General features: G+C 42.9%; 17 protein-coding genes. 1 reads left to right on the forward strand and 16 read right to left on the reverse strand.

Features of this window, described 5'->3' with window-relative positions:
- Positions 1-173 precede the first annotated feature (173 nt).
- The 16 genes from D8862_RS03155 to nrdR all read right to left on the reverse strand — a co-directional run bounded on the left by D8862_RS03155 (position 174) and on the right by nrdR (position 21,181).
- Positions 174-1,502, reverse strand: a complete 1,329-nt coding sequence (locus D8862_RS03155) for an ABC transporter substrate-binding protein (protein ID WP_000672107.1) — start codon at positions 1,500-1,502, stop codon at positions 174-176.
- A 114-nt stretch (positions 1,503-1,616) separates the two neighbouring features.
- The gene (locus tag D8862_RS03160; protein ID WP_001135647.1) at positions 1,617-2,315 is read right to left on the reverse strand and encodes an N-acetylmannosamine-6-phosphate 2-epimerase; all 699 of its coding nucleotides are present in this window, start codon (positions 2,313-2,315) and stop codon (positions 1,617-1,619) included.
- A 245-nt stretch (positions 2,316-2,560) separates the two neighbouring features.
- Positions 2,561-5,911, reverse strand: coding sequence for an SIALI-17 repeat-containing surface protein (locus D8862_RS03165; protein WP_125448657.1), 3,351 nt, complete (start codon positions 5,909-5,911; stop codon positions 2,561-2,563).
- A 323-nt stretch (positions 5,912-6,234) separates the two neighbouring features.
- Positions 6,235-7,215, reverse strand: coding sequence for an acetylxylan esterase (locus D8862_RS03170; protein ID WP_125448658.1), 981 nt, complete (start codon positions 7,213-7,215; stop codon positions 6,235-6,237).
- A 316-nt stretch (positions 7,216-7,531) separates the two neighbouring features.
- Positions 7,532-9,547 carry an ATP-dependent DNA helicase RecG gene (gene recG, locus D8862_RS03180; RefSeq protein WP_125448659.1) on the reverse strand — a complete coding sequence of 672 codons (2,016 nt, stop codon included), beginning with the start codon at positions 9,545-9,547 and terminating at the stop codon, positions 7,532-7,534.
- Positions 9,548-9,568: 21 nt separating this feature from the next.
- Positions 9,569-10,672 (reverse strand): alanine racemase, encoded by a 1,104-nt coding sequence (gene alr / locus D8862_RS03185; RefSeq protein WP_125448660.1) that lies wholly within the window; start codon positions 10,670-10,672, stop codon positions 9,569-9,571.
- Positions 10,662-11,024: a holo-ACP synthase gene (gene acpS, locus D8862_RS03190; protein WP_125448715.1), complete on the reverse strand. Its 363-nt coding sequence runs from the start codon at positions 11,022-11,024 to the stop codon at positions 10,662-10,664. The genes alr and acpS overlap by 11 nt, the downstream gene beginning before the upstream one ends.
- A gap of 44 nt (positions 11,025-11,068) precedes the next feature.
- The gene (locus D8862_RS03195; RefSeq protein ID WP_125448661.1) at positions 11,069-12,100 is read right to left on the reverse strand and encodes a 3-deoxy-7-phosphoheptulonate synthase; all 1,032 of its coding nucleotides are present in this window, start codon (positions 12,098-12,100) and stop codon (positions 11,069-11,071) included.
- Between the two features lies 1 nt (position 12,101).
- The gene (locus tag D8862_RS03200; protein WP_125448662.1) at positions 12,102-13,133 is read right to left on the reverse strand and encodes a 3-deoxy-7-phosphoheptulonate synthase; all 1,032 of its coding nucleotides are present in this window, start codon (positions 13,131-13,133) and stop codon (positions 12,102-12,104) included.
- 79 nt (positions 13,134-13,212) lie between these two features.
- Positions 13,213-15,726, reverse strand: a complete 2,514-nt coding sequence (gene secA, locus D8862_RS03205) for a preprotein translocase subunit SecA (protein WP_125448663.1) — start codon at positions 15,724-15,726, stop codon at positions 13,213-13,215.
- 160 nt (positions 15,727-15,886) lie between these two features.
- Positions 15,887-16,177: a hypothetical protein gene (locus tag D8862_RS03210; protein WP_038805574.1), complete on the reverse strand. Its 291-nt coding sequence runs from the start codon at positions 16,175-16,177 to the stop codon at positions 15,887-15,889.
- 435 nt (positions 16,178-16,612) lie between these two features.
- A complete protein-coding gene (gene der, locus D8862_RS03220) occupies positions 16,613-17,923 on the reverse strand; it encodes a ribosome biogenesis GTPase Der (RefSeq protein ID WP_084948980.1) in 1,311 nt (436 codons plus the stop codon).
- 13 nt (positions 17,924-17,936) lie between these two features.
- Positions 17,937-18,650 (reverse strand): NADPH-dependent oxidoreductase, encoded by a 714-nt coding sequence (locus tag D8862_RS03225; RefSeq protein ID WP_125448665.1) that lies wholly within the window; start codon positions 18,648-18,650, stop codon positions 17,937-17,939.
- A complete protein-coding gene (gene dnaI, locus D8862_RS03230; protein ID WP_049537137.1) occupies positions 18,647-19,543 on the reverse strand; it encodes a primosomal protein DnaI in 897 nt (298 codons plus the stop codon). Before dnaI ends, D8862_RS03225 begins: the two co-directional genes overlap by 4 nt.
- Complete coding sequence (locus D8862_RS03235) at positions 19,544-20,707, reverse strand: DnaD domain protein (RefSeq protein ID WP_125448666.1); 1,164 nt, start codon at positions 20,705-20,707, stop codon at positions 19,544-19,546.
- Positions 20,708-21,181, reverse strand: a complete 474-nt coding sequence (gene nrdR, locus D8862_RS03240) for a transcriptional regulator NrdR (RefSeq protein WP_001203676.1) — start codon at positions 21,179-21,181, stop codon at positions 20,708-20,710.
- A 140-nt stretch (positions 21,182-21,321) separates the two neighbouring features.
- Between nrdR and D8862_RS03245 the strand changes: the two genes are divergently transcribed.
- Positions 21,322-21,687 (forward strand): GntR family transcriptional regulator, encoded by a 366-nt coding sequence (locus D8862_RS03245; RefSeq protein ID WP_125448667.1) that lies wholly within the window; start codon positions 21,322-21,324, stop codon positions 21,685-21,687.
- Positions 21,688-21,691: the final 4 nt, after the last annotated feature.

The following is a 21,691-nucleotide window of genomic DNA, read 5'->3' on the forward strand; positions in this document are numbered from 1 at the left end:
AATATTTTTTGATTTTCTTGAACTGTTTTAAAATCAAAATGAAATTTTTTAAGATTCGCTTATGTAAGAACTTCATTTTAATTTCGTGACAGTTCCTTACATTTCAAACAAAAGTCCCCCTTTTCTTACACCGTAGTGCACAGGGAAAAGGGGGAATCAATCTGACTTAGTGCTTATTGTTTTGTAGCTTTTTTGATTGTTTCGTTAGCTTTTTCAGTGAAGGCTTTCAAAGCATCTGCTGGTTTTTCGTCACCATTAGATACAGATTGCAACATTGGGAACCAAAGTGTTCTCATTTCAGCAAATCCATTGATTGTGTTGTAGTATGGTGAGTAGTATTTAGTCCAGCTACTGATTGTTTCCATACGTTTGTCATCATAAAGTTTGCCAAATGATGTACGAACTGGGAAGGCACCTGTACGAACAACGTCTTTAGGACCCCATTCTTTGTCATCTGCGATGAATTGAACGAATTTCTTAGCTGCTGCGACTTTCTTGTCGTCTTTGTTGTTAAATACTGCAAATCCATTTACAAGGTATTCAAGAGCTGGCTTACCAGAGTCTGATGGGAATGGTACTTCTACCACATCTACCTTACTTGCTTCCAAGAGTTTAGCTTGGATACCATTTTGAGCTGGAGCCCAAAGGATTGTGTATGAAGTTTGACCGTTTGCAAAGTTTTGGATGTCTGCTCCACCGTCAAATTGTGAACCATTGTTCAATAGACCGTCCTTGATCCAGCTAGCAGCTTTTTCAAGACCTTTGACGAATTTAGGATCGTCTGTTGTATATTTTGTTACATCTTTATCTGTTACAGAGCCGCCATAAAGGTTTGCGATGAAGGCACGTGTTCCTTGGTCTCCCCCTTGACCAGAACTGAACAATGAACCTGGTGTATATCCTTTGTCTTTAAGCGCTTTCAAAACTTTTTCAAAGTCATCAGTTGTCCAACCTTCTTTTACAAGGTTTGCAACTCCTGCATCTTCCAACATTTTCTTGTTCATGGCCATATAGAATGGAGCAGAACTGATTGGATACATGTAAGCTTTGTCACCAGCCTTACTTGCTTGTACGATGTTTTCATTATTGACATCTTTGACGAATTCGTCTGTGAAGAGGTCGTTCAACTCAGCCAATTTACCATTTTTACCGTATTGGATGATACGTCCTGGTGCGTCAAAGAGTACGTCTGGCGCTGTTCCCGCTTCAATGGCCGTTGTGATCTTTTCAGGACCTGACTTGAAGTCAATGGTTTCCAATTTCACTTTTACATCTGGATTTGCTTTTTCAAAAGCTTCGATGATTGATTTTTCATAAGTTCCAACACCATCGCCAGTTTTTTCTTGTGTGAAGACTGGGAATGCCCACCAAGTGATTTCTGTTTTTCCGCTATCGCTTCCTGATTTTCCAGCATCTTTACTTCCACCAGAGTTACCACAAGCAGCAAGGCCAAGAATCGCAGCACCTGCAAGTACTGTACAAGCTAGTTTTCTAAATTTCATTTGTATTCTCCTAATTAATAAGCGTGTCCATATTGGATAGTGAGTAAGCTTCTATTTGTATACGTTTTCATTTTATCCGACGCATCGACCACTCTCCTCTTTTTTGAGATTGTGTTATTTAAGACCGGCAACAAAGCGCTCCGTAATCTCTTTTGGTCTAGTAATAGCTCCACCGACAACAATGCCTCGTACCCCATATTCAAGGATTTGTTTGGCTTGTTCTGGTGTATGAATTTTCCCTTCAGCGATGACATCCACCCCTGCTTCACAAAGTTTTTTGATCAGTTCAAAGTCTGGACCATCTACTTTTGGACTGTAAGAAGTATAACCTGATAAGGTTGTTCCAACAAAATCAATTCCTGCTTCGACTGCTGCTAGCCCTTCTTCAAAAGTACTAGTATCAGCCATTAAGAGTTGATGAGGATATTTTTCTTTGACTTGTCGGATAAAGTCCTGGATTTCCAAACCGTCGTAACGTTCACGTTTGGTACAATCCAGAGCAATGACCTCTATGTCTAGTTCAGCCAATTCATCAACTTCTTTCATAGTAGCTGTAATGAATGGCTCCTGTGGCGGATAGTCACGTTTGATAATCCCGATAATCGGGAGTTTCGTAACCTCCTTGATCTCCTTGATATCACGAACACTGTTTGCTCGGATACCGACTGCTCCACCTTGCTCAGCCGCTTTGACTAGCAAGGGGATAACCCCTCCCGCTTCTGTATAAAGCGGTTCGTGAGGAAGTGCCTGGCAAGAGACAATGATTCCATCTTTGATTTGTTCAATCAAGGCTTCTTTGCTAATCTGTGGCATCCTCTTTCCTCCCTTTCTTGTTCTTATGGGCTTATTATATATCATTTGTTAAGCGCTTTCAATAGTTTGTAGTGGAATAGATTTCAGTTTCAAAACTATTTTATAGAACAGACTATCCTGAAAGTAGTTTCAGACATCTTAGAATTTCTTATTAGCACACCTTGAACCGAAAGAAAAAGATAGCAGGCTGAAAAACCTACTATCTCCTTCTAATTTTACAAAGCCAAATGATTAAAATTATTCTCTTACTTTTCTCTCTTTTTCCCCATTGCAAACAAGCCAAGGAAGAAAGCTGTTAGTCCTAGTGAGGCAAGGAGTCCACTCTCCTTATTCCCTGTATCAGGAAGTTTCTGCTGAGCAAGAGGAGCTTTGTAAGTATAATCTTCTGCAGCAAGAGTTACAAGCGAATTAGCTCCCTTATATTCTGCAATTTCATGTACAGCTGCATCGGCTGCATTAACCACACCTTTAAACTCTGGAAGTTCATGGACTGCCGCCTCAACAGCATTAACTCCGCCTGTGTATTCTGACTTCTCGACTGTCGGAGCTGGCTCTTCGCCGGATGTCCCTAGTGGGCCTGTGTACTCTGGGACTTCATGAACTGCGGCCTCAACAGCATTAACCCCACCTGTAAATTCTGGCTTTTCAACTGTCGGAGCTGCCTCTTCTCCAACTGTGCCTAATGGACCTGTGTACTCTGGGACTTCATGAACTGCAGCCTCAACAGCATTAACTCCGCCTGTAAATTCTGGCTTCTCGACTGTTGGGGCTGGCTCTTCGCCAGCTGTCCCTAGTGGGCCTGTATATTCTGGCTTCTCTACTATCGGGACTGGCTCTTCGCCGGATGTCCCTAATGGGCCTGTGTACTCCGGCACTTCATGAACAGCAGCTTCACTTCCGTTCATTCCATTCGAAAGCTTAGCCCCTGCCACAGAGACTGGTAAGTTATGCATACTTTCAATTGCACCTTCTGCCAGACCTGTAACTTTTTGACCCATATCCTCTGAATCCACCGTAAATAGGAGGGTTTTTGTGTCATACTGGGTCATGAAACGTGCTGTTTTACCATTTGCCAATTGAAGGGTTGGAGCCTTGTTGACCAATACTTCCGAATCAAATTCCATCGCAAGAATACCTGGCCATTTTTCAATCGCGTATTTCACTTTTGCTTCTTTAGGAGAAATCCAATCCTTGGTCAAGAAATCCCAGTTGAATTTCTTGAAGGAAAGTGTATATGGGACACCTCCAGGCGCATGATGCTCATATAAAAGTCCAAATTCATCTGGCCCAATTTGTTGAAGAGAGTTATACGCATACTCGCCTTCTTGAATCAAATGGTGGTGTAACCAAGTCAACTGTCCATCTTCTTCTACACGAGCCACTCGAATATAGCCATTTTTACGACCTGGACCATTTGCATTTGCCAAGAGAATATACTCTTTGCCATTTTGAACCGTATGAGTCGCAGCCATTTGAACATAAACATCTGGTACATCGTAGCGATCAACGTTATTGTCCCAAGTTAGACCACCATCATGACTGGTTGCAACCTGTAGATCTCCTGTCAATCCACGCATAAAGAGTTTGAGATCCCCATTGTTTAACTGAACAACTGAAGCCTCGGTATTTTGAGCATAATAATTGTTCATGGTGCTTGAATCAACCACGGTACCATCATAAAGTTTACGATTGTCATTGACACCACCACCCATATGCCATGTCTTACCATGATCGTCAGAGTAGATGATTCGAGATGATTGGGAACCATTGAGGTGGTTGGTACGGTTAGTCGTATAGACAGGAACGACGATTCGACCTTTATGTGGTCCAGTACGAAGGGTAATCCCCACTCCTGGACCTACACCCAAGAATTTCATCCAATCAGCTTTGACCATCGGAGTAATATCTTGAGGCGCTGACCAGGTCTTCCCATCGTCATCACTGTAGGACATCCATAGATAGCTATCCTTAGCAATTCTAAATGGAGAAGTTTTGTTTGTGGTGAAGTAGATATTGCCTAATAGCTGGTCACCCTTGTATAAATCACCCTTGTCGCTATAGGCTGGTTTGACAGGATCTACAACAACACGGTAGTCCGTCGCCTTGCCATCTGGTGTGTAGACAGTACCATTTTCTCGAATGGTATAAGCCTCCTTTTCTCCTTCACGATAGAGGATTTGATAGGTTTTGCCATTGATTTCTTTGTAGGCTTCTTCTTTTTGCGAAGACATACCAAAGATTCCTTTTCCTTCTGGGAACATGTCATAAATGGCAAAGATGCGTTTGGTTTCAGGATCTTGAGTCAAGGTCATGTCAATGTTCACTGGTGAACCGATCGATGGGTCAGAAGCTTTTGGATTGTCACGTAAGTTGGTAATGGTTACTCGGTCACCCCAAGTTTTACCATTATCTTCACTACGTCTGATGACCATACCGATGTCGCCCCAGTCACTCGAATGGAGACGGCGTTCATCTGCACCTGCAATCAGAGTTCCTTTATCTGTCTTGAGCAGAGCTGGAATACGATAACTCTTGATACCATCTTTGTTTGGTTTGTTGTTCATTCCCCCTTCAAAGACATCTTCTTTCTCTGAGATTTTCGCACCTTCTGGAAGTTTCTTCTCCAAATCACCTCTTTCAAATAGTTGACTTCTTGTCTGAACTTCTTCTGGGCTTAAGGCACGATCATAGATGGTTAGGTTTCGAACTTGTAGATTGCTTCCCCAAACTGTATTGCTGGCACGCTTGGTTGCTCCGATTTGAGCATGCGTTACATCTGGCATATCTTTGATGAAATTACCAGATTTCAGACTTGTTCGAGATAATACTCCGTTCACATAGAGGCGCACTCGGCCTTTTGGCAATTCCGCTGTCGGTTGTTCGACAGTAAAGGTCACGGAATTCCATTGTCCAGGGCGAACTTTCAAAGGAGCATCTGTATACTTATCATAGAACTGCTCCCCGTTAGCGCCACGCCCTTCAATAAGAGCTGTATTATCAAGGACTGACATAGTAAAGTACTCATTTTCCTTGGTGTCACTGGATACAGAGAAGAGATTGTAAAAGCGTGGAGCTGATGCGTCTGGTTTGAACTCCATGTGAACTGTAGCATTTTTTAGTTGCTTTAGTTTGTCTAGTTCACTTGATAAATCAACTCTCTGACCATTTGCCGCATTGGTTTCAACATCTTCTTTTTCTAGGACTGGAGTGGCATTTTGCAAATCCCTTGAATAATAATCACGAGGAATAGCATTCGAATCTGTTGATTTTTCTTCTTCCTTTAGGGCTGTTTCCGTTGCATTTGCTATCTTTTCTTCTACCTGCTTCTTGAGCTTATCTTGATCTAGTTCAGTCCCAACTGCGTTCTTATCAGCATCAGATACATTGGCTACCGCTGCTTCTTTGGGCACCTCTTCTGATGATTGTTCCTTGCCTTTTTCCACATTTTCAGTACTTGGCGCTACTACATTTCCCTGTTCTTGGGCTAAAACTGGCGAAACTCCAAATACAACTGTACCAATTAGTACAGAAGCTGTTCCAACTGCAAATTTTCTAATGCCATATCGTCGTTTTCGATCAAAATCCCTATACTTCATATTTTACCTTTCATATTCTCTGTGAATAAAGCGCTTTCTTTTTTTCTTAAAATTTTTAGTGCCTCCAACTAAACAAGTAAAAAGAAAGTAACCGACTGAATGAGACCTCCCATTCTTCAAACGTCCACTGCTCTTACTCTCTGACCAAACAGCGGAAAGTTTCCTCCTTTCACAAGTGACTTTTCCTTTATTATACAATAAAGTCTTATATTTATATCTATGTTCCTGCAGAATAGATTTTACTTTTAAGAATATTTTAAATTTTCTAAAAGTACTTTCAGGTTTTGGACATAAAAAAGAGAGCTCCTGGGCTCTCTCATTCATTATCTTACGTACTTAAAAGGAATTTCACTACCACAGAGCCAGTTATAAACTTGGTCATTGACAAAAACATTCATGGCTTCGTGAGCATACTCTGGCATGATGCGATAGGCCTTGTCGCAAGTTAGGCGGTTGTAAATCGCGAACTGGGTAATAGGATAACAAACATCGTCATCCAAACCCGTAATCATCTTGACCTCACCTTTGATACGATGGGCAAGATTTTTCACATCGATATAGGCAAGGGTCGCCATGACTTCCTCCTCAGTTTCATGGAAGGGATCGTGAAACTTGAAGTAACAGAAAAGTTCGTCATAGGCTTCACTGGTATTGCCAATCTCAAGCACTCGTCTAAAGTCTGACAAGAAAGGATAGATGGCAACTGTTCGCTGAATTCGAGGATTGAGCGCCGCTGCAACCAAAGCTAAAGCCCCTCCTTGTGAGGCACCATAGCTAGAAAGTCGCTTCTCATCCACCTGAGGCAGACTAGCAAGAATTTCGATCAACTGGTAAATATCCAGATAGACATCCTTATAAAAGAGATGATCCCTGCCTTCAACTGCACCACGGATGATATGTCCCTTCACCGTATTTCCTAGTGGAGAGCGCAAGCCGTCTTGTGAATAGCCCGACTGCCCCCGCACATCCATGGAAACAACACCGTAACCAGCCACAGTATAAGTTAGCATATCGGCCCAGTCCCAACCACGTCCCATATAACCATGGAAGTGAAAGATTAGCGGAACTTTCTCCTCACTTTTTGGAAGGACAACACGTGCATAGACTCTTCCGTCATTGTTTCCTTCAAAGGTTAGCTCATAACACTTGACTTGGGGAATATGGAAATCTCTTTCCTCTAACTGGTAGGCAGGAAGAGATGAAACTTTTTTGAGTTCCTCATCCCAGAAAGCATCAAAGTCTTCTGGAACCTTATCCCTTCCCTTATAAGTCTTGATTTCTTCTAACAAAGCTTGATTTTTCATAGCATGCTCCTTTTGTTTTGTAATCGCTATCATAACTCTAGCATATCTAGGAAAGCAATGCAAGAAAGAATGCTAAATAGAAAGAGATTTTAGATTCTCCTCCCTCAAACCTATCGTCTGAAAGTAGTTTTAAAACAAAAAGAGCGTTTCCGCTCTTCGTGTATCAATAGGTGCTAGCTCCTTTCTCTAGTTTGACGGTTTGGAATTTCTTTTGGTAGGTTACTTTAATAGTCATGTGAGAGTCCTCGTTTCTTTTTGATGACTCTAGTATAAGACCCAAACCTAAAAGCTAGCTTATAGATTTCTTAGAAAAGGCTTAATCCAGATGTTCTCTCTTTTCTAAATGGAGAGCAATCATGCGCCATTCTGGATCCTCTTGCCAACCTTCTATCGAACTAATGTAGCTGGCAACCTTTCTGGCTTCTTCTAAGATCGGAAAATCTTCGATAATATCAGCCACTTGAAACTCTGGTAGTCCTGACTGTCTAGTTCCAAAAATCTCACCCGAACCACGCATTTTCAAATCCTCCTCCGCAAGGACAAATCCATTGGTGGTTTCTGTCATGATCCGCATGCGATCTTTCCCAGAATCCGTCTTGGGATTGGCAACGAGAACAGCGTAGGACTGCTTGTCCCCCCGACCAACACGACCTCTGAGCTGGTGAAGCTGGCTGAGACCGAACCGATCGGCATCCATGATGATCATAACGGTCGCATTAGGGACATTGACTCCAACCTCGATAACAGTTGTCGAAACTAGAATATCAGTTTTTCCCTCTTTAAAATCCTGCATGATCTGGTCTTTTTCATCACTCTTCATCTTACCGTGTAGCAGAGCTACTTCGGCCTTACCTGCAAAATGAGCTGTCAATTCCTCTGATAAGGCAATGGCATTTTTCAGATCCAGAGCTTCTGATTCTTCGATCAAGGGAGAGATGACATAGGCTTGGGAACCTTTTTGAATTTCTCCTTCTAACCAAGTCAGCACCTGAGGTAGTTGCTCATGTTTGATCCAACGTGTCACAATGGGTTTCCGACCTGCAGGCATCTGGCCGATAATGGAAACATCCATATCTCCAAAGGCTGTGATAGCCAGCGTCCGTGGAATGGGAGTCGCCGTCATCATGAGGACGTCTGGATTGTCCCCTTTTTCCCGTAAAATACGCCTTTGCCCCACACCAAAACGGTGCTGCTCATCGATGATAATCAAACCAAGGCGAGCATAATCAACCCCATCCTGAATCAGAGCATGGGTTCCGATAATCAAATCAGCTTCACCCTTGGCAATTGTTTCCAAGACTTCTCTTTTTTCTGCAACTTTCAGGGATCCTGTCAAGAGAGCCAGTTTCAAGTCTGGAAAGAGAGTCTGTAGACTTTCAAAGTGTTGCTCTGCTAGGATTTCTGTCGGCACCATGAGAGCAGCCTGGTACCCAGCCGTCACCGCCGCAAACATAGCCAAGCCAGCGACTACCGTTTTTCCGCTCCCCACATCTCCTTGCAGGAGACGATTCATGTGGTGGTCGGACTTCATGTCAGCCAAAATTTCCTGCAAACTCTTTTCCTGAGCTGGGGTCAGGGGAAAAGGAAGATTTTCTTTAGCAGCTGTCACCTTTTCCTGAGACCAATTCAGAACCAGACCGCTTCCCTGAACTCTATTTTCAGACTTGAGCGTCTGCAACTGCATTTGGAAGTAAAAGAGTTCCTCAAACTTGATACGGCGAAGGGCCTGCTTGTATTCTGCCAAATCCTTAGGAAAATGCATGGCACGAACTGCCTGACAGCGGGACATGAGTTTGTATTTGTCCAGCAAAGACTGGGGAAGATTTTCCTCAATCAAGAGGTCCAGCCCCTGATCAAAGGCTGTCTTGATAACCTTGACTAGAGCAGCCTGACTGATTCCTTGAGCCAGACGATAGACAGGCTGGAGGTCATCTTCAACCTGAGCCAGGACCTTCATCCCAGTCAAACTGGCCTTAGCGCGATCCCATTTTCCAAAAACGGCAAGAGTTGCTCCCAACTCTATCTTATCTGCTAGATAAGGCTGGTTAAAGAAATTAACCGCAAAAACGACTTCTCCCTGTTTGAGACCAAAGCGTAGACGATTACGCTTAAAACCATAATACTGGACACTGGCAGGAGTCACTACCTGACCAGACAGAACAGCCTTTTCACCATCTTCCAAGTTAAGGACTTGCTTGGTCTTAAAATCTTCATAACGGAAAGGAAAGTAGAGCAAGAGATCTTGCAAGTTTTCAATTCCTAGTTTGGCGTATTTTTCTGCTGACTTTGGTCCCACACCAGGCAAGACATGCAAGGGTTGGTGTAGATTCATGCTCCCCCTCCTTTCTTTGTTTTAATAATACTCTCTAGGAATGCGATCGCTGAGGAGACAAACCACCTCATAGTTAATGCTTCCACGGTAGACTGCTACCTGAGTAGCAGTGATTTCCTTATCTCCGTCGGAGCCAATCAAGGTTACCTTGGTTCCGAGTGGGTAAACCTTAGGCAATCGAATAGTGATTTGGTCCATCGAAACCCTGCCGACGATTGGGCAAGATTGTCCATCTACCAAGACGGAGAAATTCTGCATGTCTCGTGTCCAACCATCCGCATAGCCGATTGGTACCGTCGCAATGACTTGCTCACTATCTGCCTGATAGGTCGCCCCATAGCCCATGCAAGCTCCAGCTGGAACTGTTTTGACATGAACAAGGGCAGATTGCAAGGTCAAGGCTGGTGTCAGGTCGTAAGGCAAGTCTAAGACCTCTCCACTTGGATTGAGACCATACATGGAATCTCCCATACGAACGGCGTTGAAAATAGTCTCTGCATGCCAAAGAGTCGTTGCCGAATTGCTGGCATGAACCAGCTCTGGAACTTCCTTCATGCTTGACAGAATGGTTTTAAACCGTTCTAACTGCTTATTAAAGTAGGTATCTGATGCTTCATCTGCAGTCGCAAAGTGGGTAAAGATTCCCTCAACACGAGCACCGTGTTGCTTGAGCAAAGCTTGAGCCTCTTCAGCCTCACCGGCCTCTCGAAAACCAATCCGGCCCATCCCTGAGTCAATCTTAAGATGAACCGATAAGTCAGATAGACCAGCACCAGTAGCTAACAATGCTCGAATCCACTCCAGTCCTGCCACTGTCAAGGTGATATCGTATTCTCTAGCAAGAGAAACAGCTTCGATTTCAGAAACTCCTAAAATGAGGATTTTCTTGCTTATACCTGCTTGACGCAACTCAATAGCTTCATCAATATTAGAAACACAAAAGCCGTCGACATCATCTTGGATAGCTGTAGCAACAGCTACTGCTCCATGCCCATAAGCATTGGCCTTAACCACTGCCCACTTAAGGGTTCCTTCAGGGATATGACTTCCCATTTGTTGGATATTTTTTCGAATAGCTCCTAGCTGAATGAGAGCCTTGGTTGGTCTATGTGGACTAGCTTTCATGATTTTCCTCCAAAATGACACTGGCTGTCACAAACTGATCTGTATGGCTGATCGACAGCCAAATCTTTCCTGAAAATGGCGCCTGACTAAAATAGGGGGCCCCTCTTTCATTGTTCAAGACTTCCAAATCCTGAAAGGTCAGTTTGCCAATACCTGTCCCCATAGCCTTGGAAAAAGCCTCCTTAGCCGACCAACGACCTGCCAAATATTCGATTTGTCTGCGCCCTTTGAGACTGGTAAATCGCTCCATTTCCTTAGTGGTCAGCACCCGCTTGGCAAATCCTGTGTGCCGTATAACTGCGCCTTCTATCGAAGCCAATTCTTCGATGTCAATTCCATGTCCAACTATCATACTCACAAAAGGAGTTGAGACTCCCCCAACTCCATCCTTTTCACTTATTTTGTTAAGGTAGTATAAATTTCTTCTACCAAAGCTACTGTATTTTCCCAACCTAGACAAGGGTCTGTAATGGAACAACCAAAGACCTCTGGTTGATTTTGGCGACCATCTGCTAGGTACGATTCAATCATAAAGCCTCGAACCGTCTTTTTAATCTTTTCATTCCAATCACGATTCAGCAAGGATTGGCGAACAATGCGAATTTGTTCCATATACTGCTTACCAGAATTGTCATGATTGGTATCGATGATGATGAAAGGATTTTCAAGTCCCATGGTCTCATAACGATTGATGGCGTTCAAGAGAGTTTCATAGTAGAAATTGGGTTCATTTTTTCCATATTCATTCATGGCGCCACGAAGGATAACGTGGGCCAAGGGATTTCCTGAAGTCTCCACCTCTTGACCATGGTAAAGGAAGGTTTGCTTGTTTTGAGCTGCATAGATAGCATTAAACATAACCCCAAGGTTCCCAGATGTTGGATTTTTCATCCCAACTGGAGCATCAATCCCAGACGCTACAAAGCGGTGTTCTTGGTCTTCCACTGAACGAGCCCCTACAGCATGGTAGCTGACCAGATCATCGACCAAAATGAGATTTGACGGATAAAGCATCTCATCAGCTGTTGTCAATCCTGTCTCTGTAATCACACGGTAGTGAAGCTGACGAACCGCCTGCAAACCATTGATGAGACTAGGAGCCTCACTAGCATTTGGCTGATGGATCAAGCCCTTATAGCCATCTCCATTGGTTCGAGGTTTGGCTGTATAGACACGCATCACGATAAAAATTTTATCCGCAACTTTTTTCTGCAAGTCTGCTAAGCGACGAGCATATTCAAGCACTGCTTCTTCATTGTCTGAAGAGCACGGCCCCATCACCAAAAGGATACGATCGTCCTCACCCGAGATGATGGCTGCCAGCTCTCTATCGCGGGCTTCTTTTTTTCGCAAGGCTTCAGGTGACAACTGGGTCGCAGCCTTGATTGCTTCAATATCAATTTCTTGACCTTTTTCGATAAATGCCATCTTACTCTCCTAGCGTTTGGTAAATTTCGCGAACAAGTGCTTCTGTGTTGTCCCATCCGAGACACGGATCTGTAATGGACTTACCAAAAACTTCTGGCTCATTTTGACGTCCATCTTCCAGATAGGACTCAATCATAAAACCACGAACATATTTTTTGATTTTCTCATTCCAGTCACGGTTGATCAAGGTCTGGCGAACGATACGGATTTGCTCCATATACTGCTTGCCTGAATTGTCATGATTGGTATCGATGATGATAAAGGGATTTTCCAAGCCCATCTTTTCATACTGGGCAATGGTATCCATCAAATTGTCATAGTAGTAGTTAGGAATATTCTTGCCATATTCATTCAAGGCACCACGAAGAATGGCATGGGACAATGGATTCCCAGTCGTTTCCACCTCTTTACCAAGGAAGAGGAAACTCTGTTTATTTTGCGCTGCGTAAATCCCGTTAAACATAACATTGAGATTTCCAGATGTTGGATTTTTAAATCCTGTTGAAAAATCTGCTCCACTCGCTACAAAACGGTGTTGCTGGTCCTCGACTGAACGAGCTCCAACAGCCATATAAGAAATCAAATCATCCACCAAAGGAAGATTTTCCGGGTAGAGCATTTCGTCAGCAGTTGTCATACCAGTCTCGGTAATCACACGGTAGTGCAGTTGGCGAACAGCCTTGATCCCATTGATCAAACTAGGAGCTTCTGTCGCATTTGGTTGATGAATCAAGCCCTTATAGCCATCCCCATTGGTACGAGGTTTAGCTGTATAGACACGCATGACCATAAAAATACGGTCTTTGACCTCTTCTTGCAAAGCAGATAGACGCTTGGCATACTCGAGAACCGCCTCTTCATTATCAGATGAACATGGTCCAATCACCAAGAGAATACGCTGGTCTTCCCCACGAATGATGGCTTCCAATTCCTGATCACGTTGATTTTTTCTCGCAAGAGCCGCTCCCTCTAATTTAGACAAGGCGCGAACTTCTTCAATGTTAATTTTAGGACTTTTAGCTTTAAATACCATGATTCATCTCCTTATAAAGCAAACGGACACCAAGTAAAAATGTATTTTCACCAGGTATCCGCCTGTATCTTATCTCATATTATTGTCTCTTACCATGACAGTTCTTGAATTTCTTACCAGATCCACATGGACATTGGTCGTTTCGTCCGATTTGGCTCAAGTCCACATCTTTTGGAAGCTGAGTCTGCTGCGCTGCGATATTACGAGTCGCAGTTGTACTGATATTGTGTTCAGTTTGCGGGCGTTCTTGTTCATGGATTTGTGCTTTCATCATCAAGCGGGTCACATCGAACTCAATCGATCCAATCATGTCGTTAAACATGCGGAAACCTTCTGCTTGATATTCTACAACAGGGTTGTTTTGGGCATATCCACGAAGACCAACAGCATTTCGCAACTGGTCAAGAGCATCGATATGGTCTGTCCACTTGTTGTCTACAACACGTAGAATCAAGACTTTTTGGAATTCTTTCACTGCATCTTCGTCACGAAGCTTAGCAACTTGGCTGTCATAGACTTTCAAGGCACGTTGGAAAAGTTCATCTTTGATAGCTTGGTCTGACAGACCGGCAAGATCTGAACGGCTAATTGAATCTTCTGGAAGCAAGTTATACTTAGCAAAGTTCAAGATTGCTTCCAATTTTTCATCTTCCTTAGAACGAGCATGTGCATCCACGATACGTCCAATGGTACGACGAATCATAGCATGGATTTCTGGTGCCAAGTCACGATCTGCAGTAATGACATCATAACGTTGTGCATAGATAATCTCACGTTGTTCACGCATAACGTCGTCGTATTGAAGAACCTGTTTACGTGTATCGTAGTTATTCCCCTCAACACGTTTTTGAGCCGCTTCCACTTGACGCGTTAACATACGGGATTCAATGGCTTCGTCAGACATGTTGAGTCGTTCAAAAATACCTTTCAAACGCTCTGAACCGAAACGTTTCATCAAATCATCTTCAAGAGACAAGTAGAACTGCGACTCACCTGGATCTCCTTGACGTCCTGAACGTCCACGAAGCTGGTTATCGATACGACGGCTCTCATGACGTTCTGTACCAATGACGCAAAGGCCACCCAATTCACGAACCCCTTCACCAAGCTTAATGTCGGTACCACGACCGGCCATGTTGGTTGCGATGGTAATCGCACCACGCTGACCAGCATTCATGATGATTTGAGCTTCTCTGTAGTGGTTTTTCGCATTCAAGACTTCGTGAGGAACACCTGCTTCGACCAATTTCTTAGAAAGGAAATCACTCGTTTCAACGGCAACAGTACCTACCAAGACTGGCTGACCCTTTTGATAACGTGCCTTCACATCTTCAACCACGGCCTTGAATTTCGCATCAAGGCTAGCATAGAGAAGATCTGAGTGGTCGATACGTTGAATTGGGCGGTTGGTTGGAATTGGGATGACACGAATGTTATAGATTTCACGGAATTCTTCTTCTTCTGTTTTACCAGTACCTGTCATACCTGCCAATTTCTTATACATACGGAAGAGGTTTTGGTAGGTAATAGAAGCTGAAGTCTTAGTTTCGTCTTGGATTGGCACACCTTCCTTGGCTTCAATCGCCTGGTGCAATCCATCAGAGTAACGGCGACCTTCCATGGTACGACCTGTAAATTGATCGACAATCAAGATTTCCTGCTCTTCGCTGACCACATAGTCAATATCGAGAATCATGATATAGTTGGCACGAAGGGCATTATCGATAAAGTGAGTAAGAGCCACATTTTCAATATCGTAGAGATTTTCCAGTTTGAAGTAGCTTTCAGCCTTATCAATCCCTGAATCAGACAAACCAATAGTCTTAGACTGAATGTCGATGATATAGTCATCTTTGTCCAAAGATTTGACAAAGTGATCCGCCATATGATACAGCTGACTAGTCTCCACAGCATTGGCTCCTGAAACGATCAAAGGAGTACGAGCTTCATCAATCAAGATCGAGTCAACCTCATCGACCAAAGCATAGTTGAGCGGACGCTGTACCATGTTCTCTGCCCGAACGACCATGTTGTCACGAAGGTAGTCGAAACCAATCTCTGAGTTGGTTGAGTAGGTAATATCACAAAGATAGGCTTCTTTCTTCTCCATTGGTGACTTAGCAGCCAAGTTAATCCCTACTGACAAACCAAGCCATGAGTATAATTCACCCATCTCAGTCGCATCACGTTCCGTTAGATACTCGTTGACCGTTACTACGTGAACCCCTTCACCAGCGAGGGCATTGAGGTATACAGGCATCGTCGCTGTCAAGGTTTTCCCTTCACCTGTACGCATTTCTGGCACATCTCCATGGTGGAGGACAATCCCACCCATGACCTGAACTTTATATGGGAAAAGTCCAAGAACACGCTTGGCAGCTTCACGTACTACCGCAAAAGCCTCATAGAGCAATGAATCCAGCGATTCACCCTTATTGTAACGTTCCTTAAATTCATCTGTTTTTGCTTTTAGCTGGTCATCCGTCAAGGCTGCCATCTGATCTTCATATTTGAGAACCTTGTCTGCCATCTTTTCCAGACGACGAAGTTCTCCTTTATCATTTTCGATAATCGTTTTTAAAATATTAGCCATTATTTTCCTTACTTTAGATTCTGAATATTTTAGAATGTTCTTTTAATTCTAGCACATTTGCTCTTAATTTTCAAGAAAGAATCCGCGTTTCAACAGGGAAAAGAGGCTGACTTCTAGGTCAGCCTCTTAGCTTTTTATGGACTACACTTCACACAAAAATTTAATTGCCAAGTAGAGCTGGCAAAATTCCAAAAATCAGGAAAAGATTGATCCAGAAGGCCATGCAAAATAGCACTCCAAAGAGGAAGAGACTCATCTTTTTAGTCAGTACTGAGAAAAAGATTGCCAATACACCAAAGACGACAAAGAGTTTTTTCATGATGAAGAAATAAACCGAAACTCCTCCTATTTGCAAATCCCATGGAAGACAAAAGACCAGCAGCCATAACAAGCAAATCGTAAGAATGTAGGTTTTGTAGTATTGATGAATGAACTGCTTTATTTTGAACATCGGAACCTCCTCTAAACTTTAGCTATTGATGGATGTCCTCGTTTTGTTCTCTTGTTTCAGCTTGACCATTCTCTTTAGACAGGCATATATTTTCCAGTCATTCACAAGAGACAAAAAAACTAAAAGGAACCATATCCCCCAAATTATTAAATCAGTAGGATTTTTCAAGATAATATTGAAAATTAACAAAGAAAAAACTGTAAAAGCGATACTGAACAAAGCCCACAAAGGGAGGTAAATCCAGTAAAAGTAATAAAAGAATGCGAAATATTTACCGTCTTTGTCCACCTTCTCAATCCAATGAAAAAAGTAAAAGTAGGGTGACAATAGCAATAATATAAAAAATTTCTCCATCACACACCTCTTTTTGATAACGTTTTCTTTGACTTCATTCTATCAAAAAGATCTGGAAATGTCTTCCCAGATCTTGCTTGTTTATTTCCGCTTTCTCGCAATCAAGTGAATCGGTGTTCCCTCAAAGACAAAGGCCTTGCGGATTTGATTTTCCAAGAAACGCAGGTAAGAGAAGTGCATGAGTTCTTCTTCATTGACAAAGATGACAAAGGTTGGTGGCTTGGTTGCCACTTGGGTCGCGTAAAAAATCTTGAGGCGTTTTCCTTTGTCTGTCGGTGTTGGATTGATAGCAATGGCATCCATAATGACATCGTTCAAGACAGCTGAAGGAATACGGGTGTTTTGGCTTTCACTGATTTGCTTGATCATCTCAGGCAATTTGTGGAGACGTTGCTTGGTAAGAGCTGATACAAAGACAATCGGTGCATAAGGCAGATATTGGAACTGCTCACGAATATCTTCTTCCCATTTCTTCATGGTATGGTTGTCTTTCTCAAGGGTATCCCACTTGTTGACCACGATGATCATTCCTTTACCAGCTTCGTGGGCGAAACCTGCGATACGCTTGTCGTACTCACGAATACCTTCTTCGGCATTGAGGACCATCAAGACTACATCTGAACGGTCAATGGCACGCATAGCACGCATGACAGAGTATTTCTCCGTATTTTCGTAGACTTTACCAGACTTACGCATACCAGCCGTATCAATCATGGTAAACTCTTGTCCATCAGCATCTGTAAAATGGGTATCAATGGCATCACGAGTTGTCCCAGCTACTGGACTAGCAATCACACGGTCTTCTCCCAAAATGGCGTTGATCAAACTTGATTTTCCAACGTTTGGACGGCCAATTAAGCTGAATTTAATGACATCTGGATTTTCTTCTTCAACTTCCTGCGGGAGATTTTCCACGATGGCGTCTAGCACATCCCCTGTACCAATCCCGTGCACAGATGAAATCGGTAGTGGTTCACCCAAACCTAGAGCATAGAAATCATAGATATCATTTCGCATTTCAGGATTATCTACCTTGTTGACTGCAAGGATGACTGGTTTATGAGTTTTGTATAGTTTACGGGCTACGTATTCGTCTGCATCCGTGATTCCTTCTTTACCGGAAACTACAAAGACGATGACATCCGCTTCTTCCATGGCAATCTCTGCCTGGTGCTTGATTTGTTCCATAAATGGAGCATCAACGTCATCAATCCCTCCCGTATCAATCATACTGAAAGAACGGTTGAGCCATTCACCAGTAGCATAGATACGGTCCCGTGTTACTCCTTCGACATCTTCTACGATAGAGATGCGTTCCCCTGCAATACGGTTAAACAGGGTTGATTTCCCAACATTGGGACGTCCTACGATGGCAACAGTTGGTAAGGCCATGTTTTCTCACTTTCTACAATAAGTTCTTTTGTTCAAGATTTTCTCTAGTTGAGCTTGGTTCAGGCTGACCGAATTGCTCTGCAAGACGTTGACTCCAAGTGGTAGTCGCACGAGCTCCTGCATATTCAGTCTGCACACGATCATAGGCTTCAATAGCCTCCGTTGTTTGTTCTTGGTATTCTTCCTCAAAGACAACATTTTCGAGTGGTAATCTTGGTTTTACATCATGTTTTTGGTTTGGTACACCGAGTGCAATCCCAAAAACAGGATAAGTATAGTCAGGAAGCTTGAACAATTCTGCTAACTCAGCAGATTTGTAACGCACCAATCCAATAATTACCCCACCGTAACCTAGACTCTCTGCAGCCAGCAAAGTATTTTGCCCAGCAAGTGCAGCATCCACAGATGTAATCAAGAGACCTTCCACTCCTTGAGGTTGGAAAGTGTCCGTATGAAGACTTGCTCCCTTTTCAGCTCGATTCAAGTCACCGACAAAAAGCAAAAATGCTGCTGCCTGACGAATGGCTTCCTGGGGAACCAGTTCATAAAGAGCATCTTTCTTCTCTTGACTTCTTACTAAAATCACTGAATAAGATTGGAAATTTTTCCAAGTTGAAGCCATTTGGGCAGCCTTCAAAATCTCATTCAAGTCCTCTTGAGGAATCTCTTGCTCCTTAAATCTGCGCACTGATGAGTGGCTTTGCATTAATTTAATCGTTTCTGTCATCGACGATTTTCTCCTTCTAATCTTGTTTCCTCTGCTAAATAACGGATACGCTCCATGACACGTCTAGCTTCCCAAGTTTCATCATTTCCGTTCTTGCCTTTTGCAAAATGTTTTTCCAAATCTTGGAAATTGAAGTTGGAAGTGAAAAAGGTCGGTAAATCTTCCTGCATACGATACTGAAGAATCACTTGCAAGATTTCATCACGTACCCACGGTGTTGATTGTTCAGCACCAATATCATCCAAAATCAAAACTTCAGAAAGCTTAATCTCATCTACCAGGGTCTTCACAGATCCTTCACCGATGGCATTTTTCACATCAATGACAAAACTTGGATAGTGGAGAATGGTTGTTGAAGCACCACGTTTTTCAGATAGGTCATGGGCCAGAGCTGCCATCATGAAACTCTTACCGACACCAAAATCCCCATAAAGGTAGAGACCTTTTCGGATACTTGGGTAAAGGTCAACAAAGGCATAGAGTCTCTCAAAAATCGGCAAACGTCCTAGATCATCCAGGTCAATCTGAGCCAATTTCGCTTTTTTGAGACTTGCTGGTAGATTGATCAATTTGAGACGATTCTTGATTGCCGCCTCTTTTTCAGCCGCGATTAGCTCTGGTGTTTCTTCATAAGATACATCTGCATAACCATGATTCATGACCAAGATAGGCTTGTAGCCACGCGCTATATAGTCAGCATCCCCCCGAAGAAACTTATCTCGTTCTGTGATATATTGGTTGAACTTGGAGATGCTACGATTTAACTCCTCTTGGCTGAGGGATTCTTTCTGGATAAAAGCCGCTACATCTGGGTCCTTCATAATCTGCTGGACCAGGTCCTGATACTGAAAACGACTTGTTTGACGTTTGATAACGTCACCAACACTTTCCATCTAATCTCCTCCTTCTTCTAATCGGGCTAACATTTCTTGTTTTTTGCGTTCTAATTCCAGACGAGTTTCCTCGCTGGTTTGATTTTTATATTCTGGATTGCTCCACTTGGGCACATTTGTCTTAGTCGAACTAGTTTTTGACTTTTGGTCTTCCTGACCTTTTTGCTGACGCTCTCGAATCCGAATCACAGCTTCTTCTGCTGTCCGAATCTTGCGATAGGCATAGTCGTTGGCGACTTTCATAGCATATTTTTCATTGACATTGGCCGAATCAACCTTGTTAAATGTTAAAAGTAAAACAATATTGATGACCTCGTCCAACAAGCCTAAAGACGCCATCTGGTGAAGGAGTTCTCTTTCACTTTGGGTGATGTTTCCCTTACGTGTTTGCTTGATTTCGGCTAAAAATTCTAGGGGAGTTTTACTCTTGGCTTCCCTGATAATGGTCATTTCTTTGGGGCTAAAGTCAGAAGACGCTGGTTTTTGTGCTATCTTTTCACGCATACGTTTAACTGAAATCACCTGAGCCACTGTAGTCGCCTTGGCTAATTGATAGGTTTCAAACCAGGTCCATTTTTTTTCATCTGCAATGGCAAATAATTCCAAAACATCTGCCTGCTCGTTTTCAAAACGCAAACCATCTCGAGCCATCAGCCTCTGAAAATGTTCCAAGTCAAAATCATTTTTCATCTTGATTTTAGACTCGATTGGAGTCCCTTTTTCGGTCAGGTTTGGAAATACTTGGCTCAAAGAAACAGAGAGTGCTTCTCCCTCGCTTGGAATCTGTTTCAGGGAAGCAAACGCAGTATCCCCAATCTTTCTCTCCAATAGCCTGCTATAGACAGAATGACTTAGAAATTCCTGACTGGAGAGGGGAGAATGTATCAGCAATTCATAGGTCCCTCCCTTTTGATAAAGAGTCAACAAGTCTACAGCAGATAAGATTTTAAAGGACTGGAGGAGCGTATTCATCCCGAAGTTCAAATGATTAAGAATGTTAGCAAAAAGGTGTTCCTTTTGCCCTCCATCCCAAAAGGTAATAGCATATAGATAGAGGCTCAGTGCCTCCTGACCGATAATCGGGAGGTAGCACTGCACCAGAGAAGAGGTATCTTGCGACACCCGATTATTCTTTAGAAAAGAAAAACGGTCATTTGGCTTCATCTATTTTTCCTTTTTCTTCTTAGAGGACTGGGTAATTTGCTGGAGCAGACTCTCCAACTCACTCACATCCTTAAAACTACGGTAAACACTGGCAAAACGAACATAGGTAATCTCATCCAGCTCCGCCAATTCTTCCATGACTAAAGAACCAATGTATTCACTTTGGATCTCATTCTCACTGCGACTACGGAGTTTTTGCTCGATGCGATTGACCACCATGCCGATCTCGTCACTCGAAACAGGGCGTTTCTGGGCTGAGCGGATAATCCCATTAAAGATTTTATCTCTCGAAAACTGCTCTCGCGTACCGTCTTTTTTGACGACAACCAGCGTTCTTTCTTCTACTCGTTCATAGGTTGTAAAACGATGCTGACACTCATCGCATTCACGTCTTCGACGGATGGTATTTCCTTCTTCGGCTTGTCGACTATCAACAACACTAGACTTGGTAGCCCCACATTTTGGACAACGCATGCATTTCCCTCCTTGTCGTTTCCTTTTCATTATACCATTTTTTGAGCAATTCCCAAAACAATTCTTATTTTTACTTGACAAGTTTTTTGTTTTATTGTATTATTTAATTAGAACAATAAAGAAAAAGAAAGGAGACTATGATGTCCTGGTCATTTGATAATACAAAACCCATTTATTTGCAGATTATGGAAAAAATCAAATTACAGATTGTTTCCCATGAACTGGAACCCAACCAACAGCTCCCAACCGTAAGGGAACTAGCGAGTGAGGCTGGGGTCAATCCCAATACCATTCAGCGCGCTTTGTCTGATCTTGAGCGCGAGGGCTTCGTTTATAGCAAGCGAACAACTGGTCGTTTTGTCACTGAGGACTTAAATCTCATCCTTCAGTCCCGCAAACAGCTTTCTGAGGAGCAACTGAAAAACTTTATAACGGGCATGCTTCAATTTGGCTATCAAAAAGAAGAACTGCCAAGTGTGGTTAGCGAATACATCAAAGGAGTGTAAAATT

Source organism: Streptococcus oralis, assembly GCF_003942585.1.
Lineage (GTDB): Bacteria > Bacillota > Bacilli > Lactobacillales > Streptococcaceae > Streptococcus > Streptococcus oralis_BE.